The organism is Mycobacterium sp. (genome assembly GCF_049683935.1).
GTDB lineage: Bacteria > Actinomycetota > Actinomycetes > Mycobacteriales > Mycobacteriaceae > Mycobacterium.
On record NZ_JBAUJR010000089.1, the window covers coordinates 14503 to 32975 of the forward strand.

The 18473-nt window shown below is 66.3% G+C and carries 18 protein-coding genes; 8 read left to right on the plus strand and 10 right to left on the minus strand.

The window, feature by feature from the left end; all coding sequences use genetic code 11:
- Positions 1 to 155 precede the first annotated feature (155 nt).
- The 6 genes from WA965_RS04960 (at position 156) to WA965_RS04985 (ending at position 5280) form a co-directional block, all read left to right on the plus strand.
- Positions 156 to 1103 (plus strand): phosphate ABC transporter substrate-binding protein PstS family protein, encoded by a 948-nt coding sequence (locus WA965_RS04960; protein ID WP_526297487.1) that lies wholly within the window; start codon positions 156 to 158, stop codon positions 1101 to 1103.
- 113 nt (positions 1104 to 1216) lie between these two features.
- Positions 1217 to 2182, plus strand: a complete 966-nt coding sequence (pstC, locus tag WA965_RS04965; protein WP_526297485.1) for a phosphate ABC transporter permease subunit PstC — start codon at positions 1217 to 1219, stop codon at positions 2180 to 2182.
- Positions 2179 to 3105: a phosphate ABC transporter permease PstA gene (gene pstA / locus WA965_RS04970; protein WP_526297483.1), complete on the plus strand. Its 927-nt coding sequence runs from the start codon at positions 2179 to 2181 to the stop codon at positions 3103 to 3105. The genes pstC and pstA overlap by 4 nt, the downstream gene beginning before the upstream one ends.
- Before the next feature lie 157 nt (positions 3106 to 3262).
- The gene (pstB, locus tag WA965_RS04975; protein ID WP_526297518.1) at positions 3263 to 4039 is read left to right on the plus strand and encodes a phosphate ABC transporter ATP-binding protein PstB; all 777 of its coding nucleotides are present in this window, start codon (positions 3263 to 3265) and stop codon (positions 4037 to 4039) included.
- A gap of 67 nt (positions 4040 to 4106) precedes the next feature.
- The gene (locus WA965_RS04980; protein WP_526447175.1) at positions 4107 to 4418 is read left to right on the plus strand and encodes a hypothetical protein; all 312 of its coding nucleotides are present in this window, start codon (positions 4107 to 4109) and stop codon (positions 4416 to 4418) included.
- A 67-nt stretch (positions 4419 to 4485) separates the two neighbouring features.
- Positions 4486 to 5280, plus strand: a complete 795-nt coding sequence (locus WA965_RS04985) for a DUF1542 domain-containing protein (protein WP_526294101.1) — start codon at positions 4486 to 4488, stop codon at positions 5278 to 5280.
- Positions 5281 to 5361: 81 nt separating this feature from the next.
- Here the strand turns inward: WA965_RS04985 and WA965_RS04990 are convergent, their stop codons facing one another.
- The 4 genes from WA965_RS04990 to WA965_RS05005 form a co-directional block, all read right to left on the minus strand.
- On the minus strand, positions 5362 to 6156 hold the full coding sequence (locus WA965_RS04990; protein ID WP_526294102.1) for an Fpg/Nei family DNA glycosylase: 795 nt from the start codon (positions 6154 to 6156) through the stop codon (positions 5362 to 5364).
- A 2-nt stretch (positions 6157 to 6158) separates the two neighbouring features.
- A complete protein-coding gene (locus WA965_RS04995; RefSeq protein ID WP_526294103.1) occupies positions 6159 to 6632 on the minus strand; it encodes a ribose-5-phosphate isomerase in 474 nt (157 codons plus the stop codon).
- Positions 6633 to 6682: 50 nt separating this feature from the next.
- Positions 6683 to 7126: a nucleoside deaminase gene (locus WA965_RS05000; protein WP_526294104.1), complete on the minus strand. Its 444-nt coding sequence runs from the start codon at positions 7124 to 7126 to the stop codon at positions 6683 to 6685.
- An 81-nt stretch (positions 7127 to 7207) separates the two neighbouring features.
- The gene (locus WA965_RS05005) at positions 7208 to 7816 is read right to left on the minus strand and encodes a mycothiol-dependent nitroreductase Rv2466c family protein (RefSeq protein ID WP_526294105.1); all 609 of its coding nucleotides are present in this window, start codon (positions 7814 to 7816) and stop codon (positions 7208 to 7210) included.
- Between the two features lie 91 nt (positions 7817 to 7907).
- On the opposite strand from WA965_RS05005, the gene pepN reads away from it, so the two are divergent.
- A complete protein-coding gene (gene pepN, locus WA965_RS05010; protein ID WP_526294106.1) occupies positions 7908 to 10496 on the plus strand; it encodes an aminopeptidase N in 2589 nt (862 codons plus the stop codon).
- Positions 10497 to 10620: 124 nt separating this feature from the next.
- Here pepN and WA965_RS05015 read toward each other — a convergent pair whose 3' ends face one another.
- Genes WA965_RS05015 through WA965_RS05025 form a run of 3 tightly spaced genes read right to left on the minus strand, consistent with a single transcriptional unit; the run spans position 10621 to position 12002 of the window.
- Positions 10621 to 11097: a DUF5130 family protein gene (locus WA965_RS05015; RefSeq protein WP_178356971.1), complete on the minus strand. Its 477-nt coding sequence runs from the start codon at positions 11095 to 11097 to the stop codon at positions 10621 to 10623.
- On the minus strand, positions 11084 to 11314 hold the full coding sequence (ctaJ, locus tag WA965_RS05020) for an aa3-type cytochrome oxidase subunit CtaJ (protein ID WP_347133239.1): 231 nt from the start codon (positions 11312 to 11314) through the stop codon (positions 11084 to 11086). The genes WA965_RS05015 and ctaJ overlap by 14 nt, the downstream gene beginning before the upstream one ends.
- A 25-nt stretch (positions 11315 to 11339) precedes the next feature.
- Positions 11340 to 12002 (minus strand): HNH endonuclease signature motif containing protein, encoded by a 663-nt coding sequence (locus WA965_RS05025; protein WP_526294107.1) that lies wholly within the window; start codon positions 12000 to 12002, stop codon positions 11340 to 11342.
- A 257-nt stretch (positions 12003 to 12259) separates the two neighbouring features.
- Between WA965_RS05025 and WA965_RS05030 the strand changes: the two genes are divergently transcribed.
- Positions 12260 to 12652 (plus strand): globin, encoded by a 393-nt coding sequence (locus WA965_RS05030; RefSeq protein WP_526294126.1) that lies wholly within the window; start codon positions 12260 to 12262, stop codon positions 12650 to 12652.
- Positions 12653 to 12700: 48 nt separating this feature from the next.
- Here the strand turns inward: WA965_RS05030 and WA965_RS05035 are convergent, their stop codons facing one another.
- The 3 genes from WA965_RS05035 to WA965_RS05045 form a co-directional block, all read right to left on the minus strand.
- The gene (locus WA965_RS05035) at positions 12701 to 13381 is read right to left on the minus strand and encodes a DUF8010 domain-containing protein (RefSeq protein ID WP_526294108.1); all 681 of its coding nucleotides are present in this window, start codon (positions 13379 to 13381) and stop codon (positions 12701 to 12703) included.
- The gene (locus WA965_RS05040; protein ID WP_526294109.1) at positions 13378 to 13797 is read right to left on the minus strand and encodes an acyl-CoA thioesterase; all 420 of its coding nucleotides are present in this window, start codon (positions 13795 to 13797) and stop codon (positions 13378 to 13380) included. Before WA965_RS05040 ends, WA965_RS05035 begins: the two co-directional genes overlap by 4 nt.
- Positions 13794 to 18473 (minus strand): NAD-glutamate dehydrogenase (locus WA965_RS05045; RefSeq protein ID WP_526447177.1); only part of this gene is annotated, 4680 nt, incomplete at its 5' end. The genes WA965_RS05040 and WA965_RS05045, both read right to left, overlap by 4 nt.

Sequence of the window (18473 nt, forward strand, 5' to 3'; positions counted from 1 at the left end):
CGGCGTCGACTGTCGTTCAACAGTCGTTCATCCGGGTTCCGCTTGGCCTCAACCTTCTCGGCTACCTGCCAAGAAGCTGAGTGCCAACTTGGCAATACCGCCCAATTACCTGAAGGAGCGTCATGGCAAAGCGGCAAGGTGTACGTCCGGCGGCAATGAGCATTGTGGCGAGCACCGCCCTCCTGCTCGCCGCCTGTGGTGGAAGCGATGAGACGGGCGGCGGCGAAGCCGGCGGTGGCGAGGAGGGCCTCTCCGGGGACATCATCCTCGATGGGTCGAGCACAGTCGCGCCTCTATCCGAGCCGATCGCCGCGATGTTTCAGCAGGAGCACCCCAACGTGCGGGTATCAGTGGGTACGTCCGGCACCGGCGGCGGGTTCGAGAAGTTCTGCAACGGTGAGACTGCCATCTCCAACGCTTCGCGCCAGATCACCGAGGATGAACGCCAAGCCTGCGAACAGGCCGGCATCCAATGGGAGGAGATCTCGGTAGCAAACGATGCACTCTCGGTCGTGGTGAACCCCGAGAATCCGGTGAACTGCGTGTCGGTCGAGCAACTCCAGGCCATCTACAGCCCGCAGGCCACTGCGACGAACTGGAATCAGATTCCAGAATTGGAACCGGCCTACGATCAGCAACTGCAGATCTTCAGCCCCGGGGCTGACTCCGGAACGTTCGACTACTTCACCGACGCGGTCAACGATGAAGAGGGCGCGCAGCGCTCGGAGGGTGTCAACATCGTCGGCGAGGACGACAACGCCACCGTGACCGGCGTTGCGGGGTCGCCCGGTGGTATCGGCTACTTCGGCTATTCGTTCTTCGCGGAGAACGAACAGCGGCTGAAGGCCCTGGAGATTCGCAACGAGGCCGGCGAGTGTGTCGCGCCGACGCCTGACGCGACCCAAGCGGGCGAATACAACCCGTTGGGTCGCCAGCTCTTCATCTATCCGTCGGCGCAGGCGCTGGAGCAGCCGCAAGTTCGAGAGTTCATGAACTTCTACCTCGACAACGTCAACGAGGTCGCCCCGAGGGCCGGCTTCATCCCGCTCACCGACGAGCAGTTGCAGGAAGCCAGGGACAAGGTCGCGAACCTCACCGGCTAACCAATTCTCATGGCAGAGGTGCGGTCCGGACCCGCTGACATAGGCGGACTCATCCCGTTGAACGGCCGGGTCCGGGCCCGCATCGATATCCAGCTCCGAAAGTAGGCACACTCGTGAGTTCTCGCGACACCCTGGCGGCTGCCGACCTGGATAGGGGCGATGAGCGTCCCCGCCTGCAGGCGGCCAGCCCTCGCTACGGCGAGAAGATCATCAAGGCCATCCTGGCCCTCTGCGCGGCACTGTCCGTAGCGACGACCGTCGCGATCGTGGTGTCGCTGGTCGGACCGGCCCTCCAATTCTTCGGATCCGTTGCGCCATTCGACTTCTTGTTCGGCACAAGGTGGTCCCCGTCGTTCACGCCTGAGAGTTTCGGTGTGCTGCCCCTGATCGCCGGAACGATCAGCGTCGTGCTCTGGGGATTGCTCGCCGCGATACCGCTGGGGCTGGGTGCGGCCATCTACCTCAGCGAGTACGCCCCGGACAGGGTTCGCAAGGTCGTCAAGCCCATCCTCGAGGTACTCGAAGGTGTCCCCACGGTCGCATTCGGATTCTTCGCATTCTCCTTCATCACCCCTCTGCTGCGGGAGATCTGGCCAGGATTCCTCGGCGAGGGACCCAACATCTTCAATGCCGGCGCGGCCGGTCTGGCGATCGGACTGCTGATCGTGCCGATCATCGCCTCGATCTCCCAAGACGCCATGTCCGCGGTCCCGCACGGGTTGAGATCGGCCGCCTACGCACTCGGGGCCAGCCGCGCGCGCGTCGCACTGCGGGTGGTGTTTCCCGCCGCGCTGTCGGGCATTGTCGCCGCGATCGTGCTGGGCGTGTCGCGAGCCATCGGCGAAACCATGGTGGTGTTGATGGCGGCAGGGAACAGCCCCAACCTCAACATCACCTTCACCGAGTCGATCCAGGCGATGACGGCCTACATCGGAGTGACCGCGACGGGTGACATCGCCACCGGCACAATCGAATACGACACGATATTCGCGGTGGGCCTGCTGCTGTTCGTGATGACGCTAGCGATGAACGTGCTCAGCATCCGACTGGTGCGTCGCTACCGGCAGGTGTACCAATGAGCACCAGCACACCCCGAACCCGCCTGGCGACCTCGGGCGCCCGGGCGGCCGTCGAAACACACCTGGGTCGCCGGTCGGCCAAACAACGGTTCACCGGACACCTGTTCTACGCGCTCCTGCTGCTGATGCTGTCGCTGTCGATGGCCGGTCTGGCCGCGCTGATCATCGACGCCTTCATCGAAGGGATGCCACGGCTGGGCCTCGAGCTGTTCACTGATCCCACCGCACCGTTCCCGGAAGATTCCGGCTTCCTCAACGCGATCGTGGGCACCATCTACGTGATCGGCGGAGTGATCGCGTTGGTCGTGCCCCTCGGTGTGGGAGCGGCGATCTACCTCGAGGAGTACGCCGACCGGGAACGATGGTGGAATCGGTTGATAGAGCTCAATATCCAGAATCTGGCCGCAGTGCCCTCGATCGTCTACGGAATCCTGGGCCTGGCGTTCATCGTTCGCGGACCGTTGAACCTCGGGTTCATCGTCCTCGCCGGATCGATCACGTTGGCGCTCTTGGTGTTGCCGACCGTGATCCTGGCCGCGCGCGAAGCCATTCGGGCAGTGCCCGATTCGATCCGCCAGGCCTCTCTGGCAGTCGGGGCCACCCAGTGGCAGACGATCCGTAGTCAGGTTTTGCCGGCATCGATCCCCGGCATCGCCACCGGAGTCATCCTGGCGGTCGGGCGGGCCATCGGGGAGACCGCGCCACTGCTACTCGTCGGTGCCGCCACGTTTGTCACCTTCGTACCGGAAGGATTCTTCGACCGATACACCGTGCTGCCAGTGCAGATTTTCAACTACTTCGCCAGGGCTCAGGAGGATTACATCGTTTTGGCGGCCGCCGGAATCATCGTGATGTTGGTCCTGCTGCTGGTGATGAACTCCTTTGCGATCTGGCTGCGAAATCGATACGAGCAACGATGGTGAGGAAGAAGCGATGACGGAAAAGACCACTGCCGCAACCGAACAAGATGCGGGACAGGAGGAGAGGCCAGCCGTGCAGGCGATGCCGTCGGTGAAGGACACGGCGCGTCGATCTCGAGAACAGCGCGGGGAGCCCAAGAGCGAAACCGAACGTGAGACGATGTTCGCGGTCGAGGGTCTCACCGTCCGCTACGGCAAGAAACCGGCAGTCGAAGACGTGACCTTCGACATCTACAAGAACAACATCACCGCTCTCATCGGGCCGTCGGGGTGCGGCAAGAGCACGCTGATCCGCTGCTTCAACCGGATGAACGACCTGATTCCGTCCGCCAGCATCGAAGGTCACATCCGCTATCACGGACAAGATCTCTACGACCGCTCGGTCGATGCCGTGGAGGTCCGAAAGCGGATCGGCATGGTGTTCCAGTCGCCGAACCCCTTCCCGAAGTCGATCTACGAGAACATCGCGTTTGGTCCGCGGGTGCTCGGCACCAAGAAGAAGAGTGACCTCGACGACATAGTCGAGGAAGCCCTGACCCGCGCGGCGCTGTGGAACGACGTCAAAGACCGGTTGGACGAGAACGCCCACGGAATGTCCGGCGGGCAACAGCAACGGCTGTGCATCGCCCGATCGATCGCTACCCGGCCGGACGTGGTCCTGATGGACGAACCGTGTTCGGCGCTCGACCCGATCTCGACCGGACGCATCGAGGAACTCATGCTCGAACTCAAGAAGGACCATTCAATCGTCGTGGTCACGCACAACATGCAGCAGGCAGCGCGCGTTTCGGACATGACCGCATTCCTCATGGTCCAGCTCGACGATGCCGAGGAGAACCCTCGCGGCCGGCTGGTCGAGTACGACAACACCGACAGGATCTTCACCAACCCGTCCGACGAGCGGACCGAGCAATACGTGTCAGGCCGGGTGGGGTGATCGGGAGGCCCGTACCCGCCCGGCGGTGAACGACTGGGTCGTTTCAGGATCTCCACACGATCTCCATGTGACCTCCAAGCCCGCGCGTGCGGGGTGCAAGACGCTGGTGGACATGAACGATCACACCGAAACCCTGTCAAGGCCTGCCCGCACGACCGACCGCGCGGCAACCCCCGCCGCGCCCGTACTCATCAGTGTCGCCGAAGTGCTGCTCGGCAGCGCCGCGGCCGGTTCGACAGTGAGGGCTCGCCGGGCCGGCGGGCTGCACACCTGGTGGGTGCGCCGCACCGAGCGGCAGGCTCGTCGGCGGCGTGCGATGCGACGCCGGCCGGACTACTTCGAGCAAGCAGCCATGGCCCGGGAGATGCTGCGACTGTGACACCAGCCGCAAGGTGCCTCCGGTCGATCAGCGGAGAGTGCTCCCACCTGTCGGTACGCTGTGAGCCATGGAAGGCGCACTGCTCGTTCTCATCCTCTTGGTCGTCGGAGCCATCGGCTTCGCGGTGTACGCCACGGCGAAGGCCTCGGGCAAGCGCAGCGCGGCCACCCTCGCCGACGCGAAGGCCGACGCCCGCCGCGTCATCGAACGCCTCGGCGGTCAGGTGTTCGCCCTGTCCGGCAGCGACGACGCCTCCAAGCAGGCGCTGGCCGACGCATCCGAGCGCTATACCGCGGCGTCCTCACAGATCGATCAGGCCACCACCGCGCGGCAGGCCGAACTGGCCAAGGAGAGCGCCGTCGAAGGGCTCTACTACGTCCGCGCGGCGCGCACCGCGATGGGCATGGATCCGGGACCGGAGCTGGAATTGCTGCAGGGTCAGAAGACTGCAGGCACCGTCACCGAGGACCGTCGGGTCGAGTTCGAGGGACGCGAGATCGAGGCTTCCCCGATGCCGTCCGAGCGCACCCCCAACTACTACCCCGGCGGGCGTGTCGCCGGGCGGCCGGTGCCCGCGGGCTGGTACTCCGAACCGTGGTGGAAGCCCGCCCTGGTGGCCGGCGCATGGGGCGTCGGTTCGGTGCTGCTGTTCAGCACGCTGTTCTCCGGCATGGGTGGAATCGGTTATGACGCACAGGCATTCGAGAACGGCTACGGCGACGGCTTTCAGGACGGAATGGATCAGGGCGAACTCGGCGGCGGCGGTTTCGAAGGTGACGGCGGCGGTGGCTTCGATGGCGGCTGGGACGGCGGCGGTGGCGGCGACTTCGGCGGCGGCGACTTCGGCGGGTTCGACTTCTAACGGCCCGCTCGGCGCCTTGACACTGCGTCGGCGGCCTATCTCACGCACGATCGCCCGCCGGCAGCGCAGCCTGAACGCCGGTCAGGTCTGACAGGTGGGGCACCAGAACAGGTTTCGCCCCTCGAGCACGGTGGTGCGGATCGCGGTCCCACACACCCGGCACGGTTCGCTCGCGCGCCGGTAGACGTAGGTTCGCGGACGGCCCCGCCCGTAGGACGGTGTCCCGTGGTCGTCCTCGGGACGGATGGTGATGATCTTTCCCCGCCGCACACCGACCTTCATCAACGTGACAAGATCGGTCCACATCGCATCGAACTCGTCAGCGGTGATGGCGGTGCCCGGCCGGAACGGGTCGATGCGGTGGCGATAGAGAAGCTCGCTGCGGTAGACGTTGCCCACTCCCGCCATGACGGTCTGGTCCATGAGTAGTGCGCCGATGGTTCTGCGGGACTTGGTAATTCGTCGCCATGCCAGGCCCGGATCGGCATCCGGACGCAGCGGATCGGGCCCGAGCTTGGCGATCACGTCGGCGATCTCGGGCTCCTCGAGCACCTCGCAGACCGTCGGGCCGCGCAGATCCGTGCCGTACTCGGAGCCGAGCATCCGCATCCGGACCTGGCCTACCGGCAACGGCAGCGGAACCGCCTTTTCGGTGAATTTTCCGTACAGCCCGAGGTGCACGTGCACGACGCGGCCGCCCTCGTAGTGGTGGAACAGGTGCTTGCCCCAGGCGGTCGCCTTCTTCAGGACCCGTCCGCTCACCATGGCGGCGCCGGCTTCGAACCGCCCCTGCGGACTCGACACGAACACCGGCGCACGGCCGAACCGACGCTGATGCTGGCGGGCGAGCCGGTGCAGCGTGTGCCCCTCGGGCATGTCTAGGCGCCGGGCACCGGCGGTGCGACGTGGGTGCGCTCGTACTCGGCGAGGATGTCGATCCGGCGCTGGTGGCGCGGTGCTTCCGACCACGTGGCGGCCAGGAAGGCGTCGACGATCGCCAGCGCCTCCTCGGTGGTGTGCATGCGGCCACCGATCCCGACCACCTGTGCGTTGTTGTGCTCGCGGGCCAGCGACGCGGTCTCGGTGCTCCACGCCAGTGCGCAGCGGGCGCCGGGCACCTTGTTCGCCGCGATCTGTTCACCGTTGCCGGAGCCGCCGAGCACGATGCCCAGGCTGCCCGGATCGGCGACGGTCTTCTCAGCGGCGGCGATGCAGAACGCCGGATAGTCGTCTTCGGCGTCGTAGCTGAAGGCACCGCAGTCGACGGGTTCGTGCCCGGCGGCCTTCAGGTGCTCGATGATGGCCTGTTTCAGCTCTAAACCGGCGTGGTCGGCCCCGAGGTAGACGCGCATGCGGACACCCTACATTTGCCCCCGACTGCGTGAGCGGCCGTCAGCCGACCCTATTCACCGATGTCCTCCGCCCACAGGTCCGGATTGGCCGCGATGAACTCGCGCATCATCGTCACGCATCGCTGGTCCTCGAGAAGTGTGACCGACACCCCGTTCTCGGCCAGCCAGTCGTGTCCGCCGGTGAAGGTCTGACTCTCGCCGATGACCACGGCGCCGATGTTGAACTGCCGAACCAGCCCGCTGCAGTACCAACAGGGCGAGAGTGTGGTCACCATGATCGTCGAGCGGTAGCCGCGCTGGCGCCCCGCGTTGCGGAACGCGTCGGTCTCGGCGTGAATCGACGGGTCGTCGAACTGCACGCGCCGGTTGTGCCCGCTACCCAGCAGCGATCCGTCGACGGAGAACAGTGCCGCCCCGATCGGGATACCCCCTTCGGACAACCCTTTTCGCGCCTCCTCGACAGCAACGTCGAGCATCTCCAGCGGCGATTTCATTGCGTCTCGGCGGCGATCTTCGAGCGACACAGAGCCAAGTATGCGGCCCCGGCGAGCAGGAATCCGACAAAGAACCCGAACCTAGTCGAAGGTGGGCGCCTCGGTCCGGGTCCGCTTGAGTTCCCAGAAGTGCGGATAGGACGCGAAGATCACCGAGGCGTCCCACAGCTTGCCCGCATCCTCACCGCGCGGGATCCGGGAGAGCACCGGGCCGAAGAACGCCACCCCGTTGACGTGGATTGTCGGGGTGCCGACATCCTCCCCGACCGCGTCCATCCCGGCATGGTGGCTCTCACGCAGCGCCTGGTCGTAGAACTCGGAGTTCGCCGCCTCGGCCAGTTCCGCGGGCAGTCCGACCTCTTCGAGGGACTCCTTGATGACCACATCGAAGTCTTTGACGTCGTTGTTGTGGATCCGGGTGCCCATCGCCGTGTACAGCGGCCCGAGGATCTCTGCACCTTTGGCCTGCTCGGCGGCGATCGCGACCCGTACCGGACCCCAGGCCTTCTTCATCATCTCCAGGTACTCCTCAGGCAGGTCCCTGCCCTCGTTGAGCACCGCCAGACTCATCACGTGGAAGCTGACCTCGACGTCGCGGACCTTCTCGACTTCGAGTATCCAGCGCGAGGTGATCCAGCACCACGGGCACAGCGGGTCGAACCAGAAATCGGCGCGAGACTTCCCGGACATAACGTTCCTCTCCTCGAACCTGTGACAGACGTCCTTGGTGACAACCACCGAGGCCGGTGCCGTCTTCCCGGTGAGGCTAGTGTTGACGAGCGTGGCCCTTCCTAATCTGACCCGCGACCAGGCTGCCGAGCGCGCCGCACTCGTCACCGTTGACAGCTACCACATCGCGTTGAACCTCACGGACGGCAACGGCAAGCCCGGTGAACAGACGTTCCGCTCGCTGACGACCGTCGAGTTCGATGCGCTCACCGGCGCCGACACCTATATCGACCTGGCCGCCGCCAAGGTGCGCAGCGCCACCCTCAACGGGGTCGAGATCGACGTGTCGGGATATGACGAATCCACCGGCATCCCGCTGACCGGTCTAGCGGCACGCAACGTGTTGGTCGTCGACGCGGACTGCAGCTACTCGAACACCGGCGAGGGTCTGCACCGCTTCGTCGACCCCGTCGACGACGAGGTGTATCTGTATTCGCAGTTCGAAACCGCGGACGCCAAAAGGATGTTCGCCTGCTTCGACCAGCCGGACCTGAAGGCTGCGTTCGACATCACCGTCACCGCGCCCGAGCACTGGGAGGTCATCTCCAACGGCGCCACCGTCAGCGCCCAGCAGGTGGGTGAGACCAAGCGGCACACGTTCAAGTCCACCCCTCGGATGAGCACCTACCTGGTCGCGTTGATCGCCGGACCGTACGCGCGCTGGGACGACGTGTACTCCGACGACCACGGCGACATCCCGCTGGGGATCTTCTGCCGTGAGTCGCTGGCCGAGTACATGGACTCCGACCGGCTCTTCACCGAAACCAAGCAGGGATTCGCCTTTTACCACAACAACTTCGGCCACCCCTACGCCTTCGGCAAGTACGACCAGCTGTTCGTCCCGGAATTCAATGCCGGCGCGATGGAGAACGCCGGAGCCGTGACGTTCCTCGAGGACTACGTCTTCCGGTCGAAGGTGACCCGGGCGTCCTACGAACGTCGCGCCGAGACGGTGCTGCACGAGATGGCGCACATGTGGTTCGGCGACCTGGTCACGATGCAGTGGTGGGACGACCTGTGGCTCAACGAGTCCTTCGCGACGTTCGCCTCGGTGCTGTGCCAGGCCGAGGCCACCGAGTACACGCAGGCATGGACGACCTTCGCCAACGTCGAGAAGTCATGGGCGTACCGGCAGGATCAGCTGCCGTCCACTCATCCCGTCGCCGCCGACATCCCCGACCTGCACGCCGTCGAGGTGAACTTCGACGGCATCACCTACGCCAAAGGCGCCAGCGTTCTCAAGCAGTTGGTGGCCTATGTCGGCCTCGAGGCGTTCCTCGCCGGTCTGCGCGACTACTTCCGCGACCACGCCTTCGGCAACGCCACCTTCGGCGATCTGCTCGGCGCCCTGGAGAAGTCCTCGGGCCGTGACCTGTCCGGCTGGGGGCTGCAGTGGCTCAAGACCACCGGCCTGAACACACTGCGGCCGGACTTCGACGTCGCCGGCGACGGAACCTTCACCCGGTTCGCCATCGACCAGGGCGGCGCCAAACCGGGTGCAGACGAGACCCGGGTCCACCGGTTGGCTGTCGGCATCTACGACGACGACGACCAATCCGGCAAGTTGGTGCGGGTACATCGCGAAGAACTCGACGTCGATGGATCGACGACCGAAGTGCCTGCGCTGCAGGGAATCTCACGCGGAAAGCTGATCCTCGTCAACGACGACGACCTCACCTACTGCTCGCTGCGGTTGGATCCCGATTCGCTGCAGACGGTGTTGACCCGCATCGCCGACATCGCCGAACCGCTCCCCCGCACCCTGGCGTGGTCCGCGGCGTGGGAGATGACCCGCGACGCCGAACTGCGCGCCCGCGACTTTGTCGCGCTGGTGATGAGCGGTCTGCACGCCGAGTCCGAAGTGGGCGTGGCACAACGCCTGGTGCTGCAGGCGCAGACCGCGCTGGGCTCCTACGCCGATCCCGGCTGGGCGTCCGAGAACGGCTGGCCGGCATTCGGAGATGCGCTGCTGGACCTGGCGCGAGAAGCGGCGCCGGGATCGGACCACCAGCTGGCATTCGTCAACGCGCTATGCACCTCGGTGCTCTCACCGAACCATGTGGCGGTGCTGTCGACGCTGCTGGACAACGAACCCGCAGCGGTCAACATGGCGGGCCTGGTCATCGACACCGACCTGCGCTGGCGCATCGTCACCGCGCTGGCTGCCAGCGGAAACCTCGATGCCGACGGCCTGGCGACACCCTTCATCGACGCCGAGGCGGAGAACGACCGCACCGCCGCAGGACGACGTGCGGCCGCCGCCGCAGCGGCGGCACGACCGCAGGATTCGGTCAAGGAGGCGGCGTGGCAACAGGTCGTCGAGGACGACACGCTGGCGAACATCACCGCGCGCTCGATCATCGGCGGCTTCGTGCGGCCCGGCCAAGGCGAGCTGCTCGCGGCGTTCCGGGATCGGTACTTCAGTGCCATCTCCGGGGTGTGGGAACGACGTTCGAGCGAGGTCGCGCAGACGGTGGTCATCGGGCTGTACCCGTCGTGGGACATCAGCCAGGCGGGGCTGGACGCCGCTGATGAGTTCCTCGCGGACTCCGAGGTGCCGCCGGCGCTGCGCAGGTTGGTGCTCGAGGGACGGGCCGGCGTCGAACGTGCGCTGCAGGCACGGGAGTTCGACGCCGGCTGACCCAGCGTCCGTAGACGTCCTGGGCAGCCGTCGCCCAACGTGAAACCACGGTCGTGATCGATTACGAATCACGACCCGGAACGCTATTCCGCGGGGAAACGCGGCGCTACCTACGTGCAGAAGGTCAGCGCGGCGACACGCCTGCGGCGAGCACCCGCACGCCGCTGATCAACCCGTCGATCAGGTTGCCTTCTTTGAAGGACGCAGCCGCCGCGGACACTCCGAGCGGAGCGGACTCCTCGATGCCGCGACCCTTGACCTCCGACCCATAGACCACCTCGATGGCCTTCTGGTCCGGCGAAACGGCCAGCAGCACCGCGTTGTCGGGTGTCGGCACCTTGGCAAGCAGTTCCCGCGCAGTGGCAGCGGTGTCTGCGCCGAGGTCGCCGACGTAGACGGCGAAGCGGGCCTTGGCAGCGCGCGAACCGAACTTCAGCGCGTTGTCGAGGACCACCAGGTCCATCTTCGGGAACGGATAGTGCACCGACAGCTCACCCGGCTCGGTGACACCCGAGATCCGCCCGCTGGAGGTGACGGCATAGCCGTAGGGCAGTTCGGCCAGCGCGCCCGAACCAACGGTTGCGACTTCACCACTTGCCACTTGCGCCACCTCCCACGGTCAGGTGCGAGCCGTGTCCGCCATGGCCGTGATCGGCAGGTTCTTCCGAGGCCCAGAGGATCGGCTCATGCGTCCATTTCTCCGCCATGTCGAAGGTCGCGGGGTGCGGTCCCTTCTTGGTGAAGATGAACAAGGACAGAAACAACGCTAACGCCAGCGGTACCAGCACGAAGCTGGCGTGAATCAGTACGGAGTTCACACCGAAACCGTAACCCACGGCCCGGTCAGGCCGCGCCCTCACCCAGATATCTGACCCAGGCAGGGTCGAGTTCCTTGATGCTCGACAGCAATCGCCAGTGCTGCCCCTTGGGAGGAAGCGGCGTCGTGTGCAGAGCCCAGCCCAGTTCGGTCAGCAAGCGATCGGCCTTGCGGTGATTGCACGCCGAGCAGGCGGCGACGCAGTTCTCCCAGGAGTGGGCGCCGCCTCGGCTGCGGGGAATGACGTGGTCGATGGTGTCGGCCTTGGCCCCGCAGTACGCGCAGCGGAACCTGTCGCGGTGCATCAGCGCCGCCCTCGTCATCGGGACGCGCGCCCGGTACGGCACCCGGACGAACGTCCTCAGCCGAATCACCGACGGGACGACGACGGTCCGGGTCGCCGAGTGCACCACCGGCCCCTGAGGGTCATCGTGCACCACGTCGGCTTTGCCGCACATCAGCATGACCACCGCGCGACGCATCGGCAGTGCGGTCAGCGGTTCGTAGGTCGAGTTGAGCAGTAGCACGCGCCTGCGGCCCCAGATGGACGCCTCCGGCGGCACCGCGGAGTGGGATTCGACACCCTGGACGACGCTGTGCAGCGCGCGCGTGGCAGTACTCGCTGTCGGCCCTGATGAGCCCGTTGCGGACCGGTGCCGGTGGCCGCGACCGTTCTTGCGCTGCGCCATACGTCCTCCGTCGGACAGTCCACCATGGATCACCCCAGATCGCACGGCAATTCTCGACGTGTTCGCTGGTCAGTCGGTGAACATCGGGTGACCGTCGACCTGTGCGGCGCTCGGCGGCGGCGGAAAGCGCAGCGTAGCCAATATGCGAACCGGAACAGGAGTTCATCACTCGTACATCGACTGCCGGTCCGTCCGCGTGCAGGGCCGGTGGCCGCGATGGCCCACAATGGACGGTGATGGGTGTGCCAGAGGATTCAATCGACAAGCAGCAGTCGTTCTACGACGCGGTGGGCGGTCACGCGACGTTCCGCACCCTTGTGGGGCGGTTCTACGAGTTGGTGCGCGACGACGAGATCCTGCGTCCGCTCTATCCCGAGGACGACCTCGACGGCGCCGAGGAGCGGCTGCGGATGTTCCTCGAGCAGTATTGGGGCGGTCCGCGCACCTACTCCGACCAGCGTGGCCACCCGCGGCTGCGGATGCGTCATGCGCCGTTCCGGATCGGCTATCTCGAGCGCGACGCGTGGCTGCGTTGCATGCACACCGCCGTGGCCGAAATCGACTCACAGACGCTTGACGACGCCCATCGCCAAGAACTGATCGGCTATCTGGAGATGGCCGCCCAGTCGATGGTCAACGCGCCGTTCTGAGGCCGCTGCTCTCTGCCGGAACTGCATTCCGGCGGGTGAACGCGCCGGTCAGCGCAGGACCACCGCGGGGTCGCCACGTCGGCGGTAGACGGTGCCGAACCGCGCGTCGATCCGCAGCCACGCCGGCAGGGTCCGCACCCGCACCACTTCGTCGACGCTCACCGATTCGGGCGCGAAGTCGTCGCCGCCCTGCGATTGCGACAGGAACCCCATCGCGGTCAAGGCGAACACACACCGCATCGGGATGCCCACGCTGTCGCCTGCCGCGCTGACGGCGACGACCTCCTGCTCCAGCAGCGAGGCGGGCGGGCCGTGCGCGCTGGAATGCTCCTTGGCCAGGCTGAGTCCCCGCTGCGCCAGATCCAGCACCTCCCGGGCCGGAACATCGTCGAGATGCACGAACCCGGTGTCCGGAGGCAGGGCACTGCCCCAGGCGGAATCCATGCCGAAACCGGGGTCGACGTATCCGTCCGGTGCCATCGCCGACAGACCGGCCAGAAGCGAGTCGGCACCCGCGCACAGATCGGCGGGCCGGACCCGGCCTCTGACCACCCTGCTGGCCAGCACATCGAATCCGGTGGCGACCCACGCGACGATCGTCCCGTCCGGTCGTTCACGCAACCGCACGACGGCTGCCTCGTCCAGGCGCTTCGCCCGCTCGGTGAACAGCGACAGGTCGTCGCGGTGGGCGATGTCATCGAGCCACAGACCGCGCTCGGAAGCACTCATCGTGTCCAGCGGCGGAGATACTCTTGCTGCGCGACCGAAAGTCGTTGCAGCCGTTGCTCCTCGATGTGGACCGCGGCCAGCTGCGTGTCGGCGACGACCGCGGGTTTGGAATCCGGCGGCGCACCTACCGAACGCACCTCGTAGCCCACCGTGAAGTCCACCGCCCGCACCCGCTTCGACCACATCGTGACCTGCAGCGGTGAATCGACCAGCCGCAGCTGGGCCTTGTAGGCGATGTTCACCTCGGCGATCAGCAGCCCGATCGTCGTGATCTCCGCACCGAACGGCTCACGGAGGAAGGGAATCCGGGCCTCTTCGAGGATCGTCACCATCGTCGCGTGATTGATGTGCTGGTACATGTCGATATCCGACCAGCGCACATGGACCGGCGCGGTGAACCCGTTGTGGTCCGTCACCCGGTCGATCCAGTTCCACTCGTCCTCGTCATGCTGCGGATCTGGCGTGCCGCCACCGACAGCGTCGCCAGATCGTGCTCGCCGCTTTCGTACAGTTCGGTCAACGTGCGGCGCGCCCGGCTGACACGGGAACTGTTGGTCAGCTCCCACTCGGCGATCTTCTCCTGGCCGTTCTCATCGGGCTCACCGGCGGCGAGCACGTCGAAGCACAGCGCCCGCAGCGACCCGTAGATGTCGTCACGAATCGCCAGGCGCGCCAACGAATGCCAGCGATCGTCCCGCGACAGCCGCGACACCGCGGTGAGCAGTCCGTCGGTACCGAGGTGGTCCATCAGCGCAAAATAGGTGTCGGCCACTTCGGCGGCGTCCCGGTCGACGATGTCGGCGATGTCGATCACGTCGAGAAGGCTGAACTGATAGAGGCCGGTGGCGACCGAGTAGGCCAGATCCTCCGGCACACCATGTGAGGTGAAATCTCCGGCCTCGTTGGCGACGATCGCCGCATCGTCACCGCGCAACCACTCGGGCATCCGCGGGGTGAGCGCGGCGACCTTGTCGGCGAATCGGTTGATCTCGGCACCCACCGCCAGCGGCTGTGGCCGGTAGTTGAGCAGCCACCGCGTCGCGCGGTCGATCAGCCGCCGCAGATCGAGGGTCATCCGATCGGTGACGGCCACCGACACCCCGGCCGCGCCCGCTTCGCGGATCTGGCGCCACACCCGGCCGAGTCCGAAGATCGCGTCGGCAGCGACGAAGCTGCGCACCGCGTCGATCGGTGCCACCCCGACGTCCTCGGTGACGCGGAAGGCATACGAGATGCCCGCGGTGTCGACCAGGTCGTTGACCAGCATGGTGGCCACGATCTCCCGGCGCAGCTGGTGTGCCCGGATCTCGCCGCTGAACTGCTCACGCAGGGTCGACGGGAAGTACCACGGCAGCCTGGCGGCGAACACCTCCTGATCGGGCAGGTCCCCGGACAGGAGGTCGTCCTTGAGCAACAGCTTGACGTGCGCCATCAGGGTCGCCAGCTCCGGCGACGTCAGCCCGATACCCGCTTCGGTGCGCCGCCCGATCTCCTTCTCCGACGGCAGTGCCTCGAGTTCGCGGTTGAGCCCTCGATGCTCGACGAACTCCCTGATCATCCGGGAGTGCACCGACAACAGGCTCGCGGCGTTCGCGCGACTGGTGCCCATCAGGTCGTTCTGACTCTCGTTGTCGGCCAGCACAAGTCGGCCGACCTCGTCGGTCATCGACAACAGCAATTCGGTCCGGTCGTCGGCCTTGATCTTGCCGGTCGTGACCAGCGAGTCGATCAGGATCTTGATGTTGACCTCGTGGTCGGAGCAGTCCACTCCGGCGGAGTTGTCCATCGCGTCGGTATTGACCCGTCCGCCGATGAGGTCGAACTCGATGCGTCCCAGCGACGTCACACCCAGGTTGCCGCCTTCTCCGATCACCTTGGCGCGCAACTGGTTCCCGTTCACCCGAACGGCGTCGTTGGCTCGGTCCCCGACGTCGGCGTCCGCCTCGGTCTCGGATTTGACGTAGGTCCCGATGCCGCCGTTGAAGAGCAGATCAGCCGGCGCCTTGAGGATCGCCTTCATCAGAGCCGGCGGTGTCAGGTCCGAGACCTCGTCGTCGATGCCGAGCACCGCGCGGGCTTCTGAGCTGATCGGGATGGACTTCTGCTGGCGGCTGTACACCCCACCGCCCGCGCTGATCAGCGAGCTGTCGTAGTCTTCCCAGCTCGAGCGCGGCAGGTCGAAGAGACGCTTTCGTTCCTGCCATGACGTCGCCGCGTCCGGGTTCGGGTCGATGAAGATGTGGCGATGGTCGAAGGCGGCAAGCAGTCGGATGTGCTTCGAGAGCAGCATTCCGTTGCCGAACACGTCACCGCTCATGTCACCGACACCGACGACGGTGAAGTCCTCGGATTGGGTGTCCACCCCCATCTCCCGGAAGTGCCGCTTGACCGACTCCCACGCACCCTTGGCGGTGATGCCCATCGCCTTGTGGTCGTACCCGACCGACCCGCCCGAGGCGAACGCATCTCCCAGCCAGAAGCCGTAGGACTTGGCGACATCGTTGGCGATGTCGGAGAACGTCGCGGTGCCCTTGTCCGCAGCGACCACGAGGTAGGCGTCGTCGCCGTCGCGCCGGACGACCTCCTGCGGCGTCACGATGGCCCCGGTGGCCATGTCGACGTTGTCGGTGACGTCGAGCAGGCCGGCGATGAACAGCCGGTAGCAGGCGACGCCGGCTTCGCGGGTGGCCTCCCGGTCGACCGCCGGGTCGCCGGTGGGGGCGGGTGGCTGCTTCACCACGAAGCCGCCCTTGGCGCCGACGGGCACGATGACGGCGTTCTTGACCGCCTGTGCCTTGACCAGACCCAGGATCTCGGTGCGGAAGTCCTCGCGCCGATCCGACCACCGCAGGCCACCGCGGGCGACGAAGCCGAAGCGCAGGTGCACCCCCTCGACCCGCGGGGAGTACACGAAGATCTCGAATTTCGGCCGCGGTAGCGGTAGTTCGTCGATCAGTTGTGGATTCAGCTTGAACGACAGCACATTCTGCGCGCGGGCCGAAGACTGCCCGGTGACGAAGTAGTTGGTGCGCAGGGTGGCCTGGATCATCGACGCGAACGCCCGCAGCACCCGGTCGGTGTCCAGACTGACCAGGGCGTCGATATCGGCCGACACCGCGGCGACGGCGGCCTGGGCATCGCGGTTCGGGGCGCCCTCAGTCTGCTCGGCGGGGTAGAAGAGCGCTTCGAACAGCGCGACCAGCGACCGCGCGGTGCCGGCGTTGTCGTTGAGGACGGTGCCGATGTGGGACTGGCTGTACGGAAAGCCGGCTTGGCGCAGGTACTTTGCGTAGGCGCGCAGGATGATCACCTGCTGCCAGGTCAGTCCGGCCCGCAGCACGAGTTCGTTGAAGCGGTCGATCTCGGCCTGACCGTGCCAGATCGCGGTGACGGCGTCGGCGAAGCGTTGCGCGGTGGCCTCGCGTTCCGGCCCCGGCGGCGCCTCGGGGATGCCGCGGTGCGGTTTGACCTTGAACTGGTAGATCCAGACCTGCAGGCCGTCCGGGCGCGTCACCGTGAACGGGCGCTCCTCGAGCACCACCACGCCCATGGACTGCAGCATCGGCAGCAACTGGCTCAGCGACGCCGAGCGTCCCCCGAGGTACCAGACGAGGTTCGACACGCCCGTCTCGGCTGTTTCGTCGCTGTCGGCCAGCACCAGCTTGACCGAATTGTCTTCCAGCTCCTCGATGATCGCGATGTCCTCGAGGGCGTGCAACGGCGTGATCGCCTGCTTGTAGACCTCGGAGAAGGCGGTGGCGTAGTGCTCGGCCGCGGCCTGGTCGATCGAACCGTCCCTGACGGCTCCGAGAAGCCGGTCCGCCCAGGTGCGGGCGGCCTCGGTGAGCAGGTCCTGGATGCGCGCTTCGTTGGGCGCGGACACGTCGAGCGACTGCGGACTGTAGTCCTCCGGCAGTCGGACGGTGAAATGCACCACAGCCCAGGGTGACTCACTGACGCGGGCCGCATAGTCGATGCTGACTCCGCCGAGTTCACGCACCAGGATGTCCTGCATCTCCAGCCGCACCGCGGTGGTGTAGCGGTCACGGGGCAGATACACCAGGCAGGAGACGAAGTGGGCGAGCGGGTCGGCCCGCATGAACAGCAGCGCGCGGCGCCGCGAGCCCAGTTCGACCACCGCCATCGCCATGTCCAGCAGGGCCCTGGCGCTCAACGCGAACAGCTCCGAGCGCGGGATGGTCTGGATGATGTCGAGCAGCAGCTGCCCAGGATGGCTCGGATCGCGATGGGCCATCGCCAGCGCGTCGTTGACCCGGCGGGAGATCAGCGGGATCTCCAGCACGTTGGCGTTCATCGCCGCGACCGTGAACAGGCCGACGAACCGGTGCTCGACCGCGGCCGAATCGTCGGCTTCCGTCTTTTCCCTGACCACCACGATCTGCGGGTATGCGCCGTAACGCAGGAAGCTCGGAATCGTCGCCTGCGCCAACGCCAACAGGTCGTCTTTGGTGGTCAGCTGCGGCAGCACATCCTGACGCATCCGCAGCACCCCGAGGCGACTCGCCGTGTCCACCGTCGCGTCCCCGTCGCGCACGGGGCAGCGCTGGTAGCCCAGCAGGACAAAATGCCCGTCGGCCAGCCAGCGCAGCAGCGCGGCGACGTCCTTGCGGTCCGGGCTGGGAAAACGGCGGCCGGTGTCGCTGTCGAGTTCGGCGGCCAGACTGCGCAGCATCGCGGCCATGGCGGTCGAGTCGAGCGCCACCTGGCGCGCATCGGCCAGGACCCGCGGCAGCAACTGCTCGACTTCGGCGAGCGCGCGCCGATCCACCGACCGGGACAGCTGGATGTGCACCCAGGTCTCGTCGGCGCCGGCGCCGAAAGTCGCATCGGAGGCCGGTGCGATGTCGAGGAGCTCACCGGACGAACCGCGCCGCACCCGGAACACCGGGTTCATGATGGCCTTGTAGGCAACCCCGATGCGGTGCAGCAGGACGGTGACCGAATCCATCAGCATAGTCGCGTTGTCGGTGACGATCTGCAGTGCGGGCCCGAATCCCCCGGGATCGTCCGCGGTGTACACCGCGACGCGCGTGGCGCCCGGGGAGCGTTGGCTGCTCAGCCGGTACTGCGC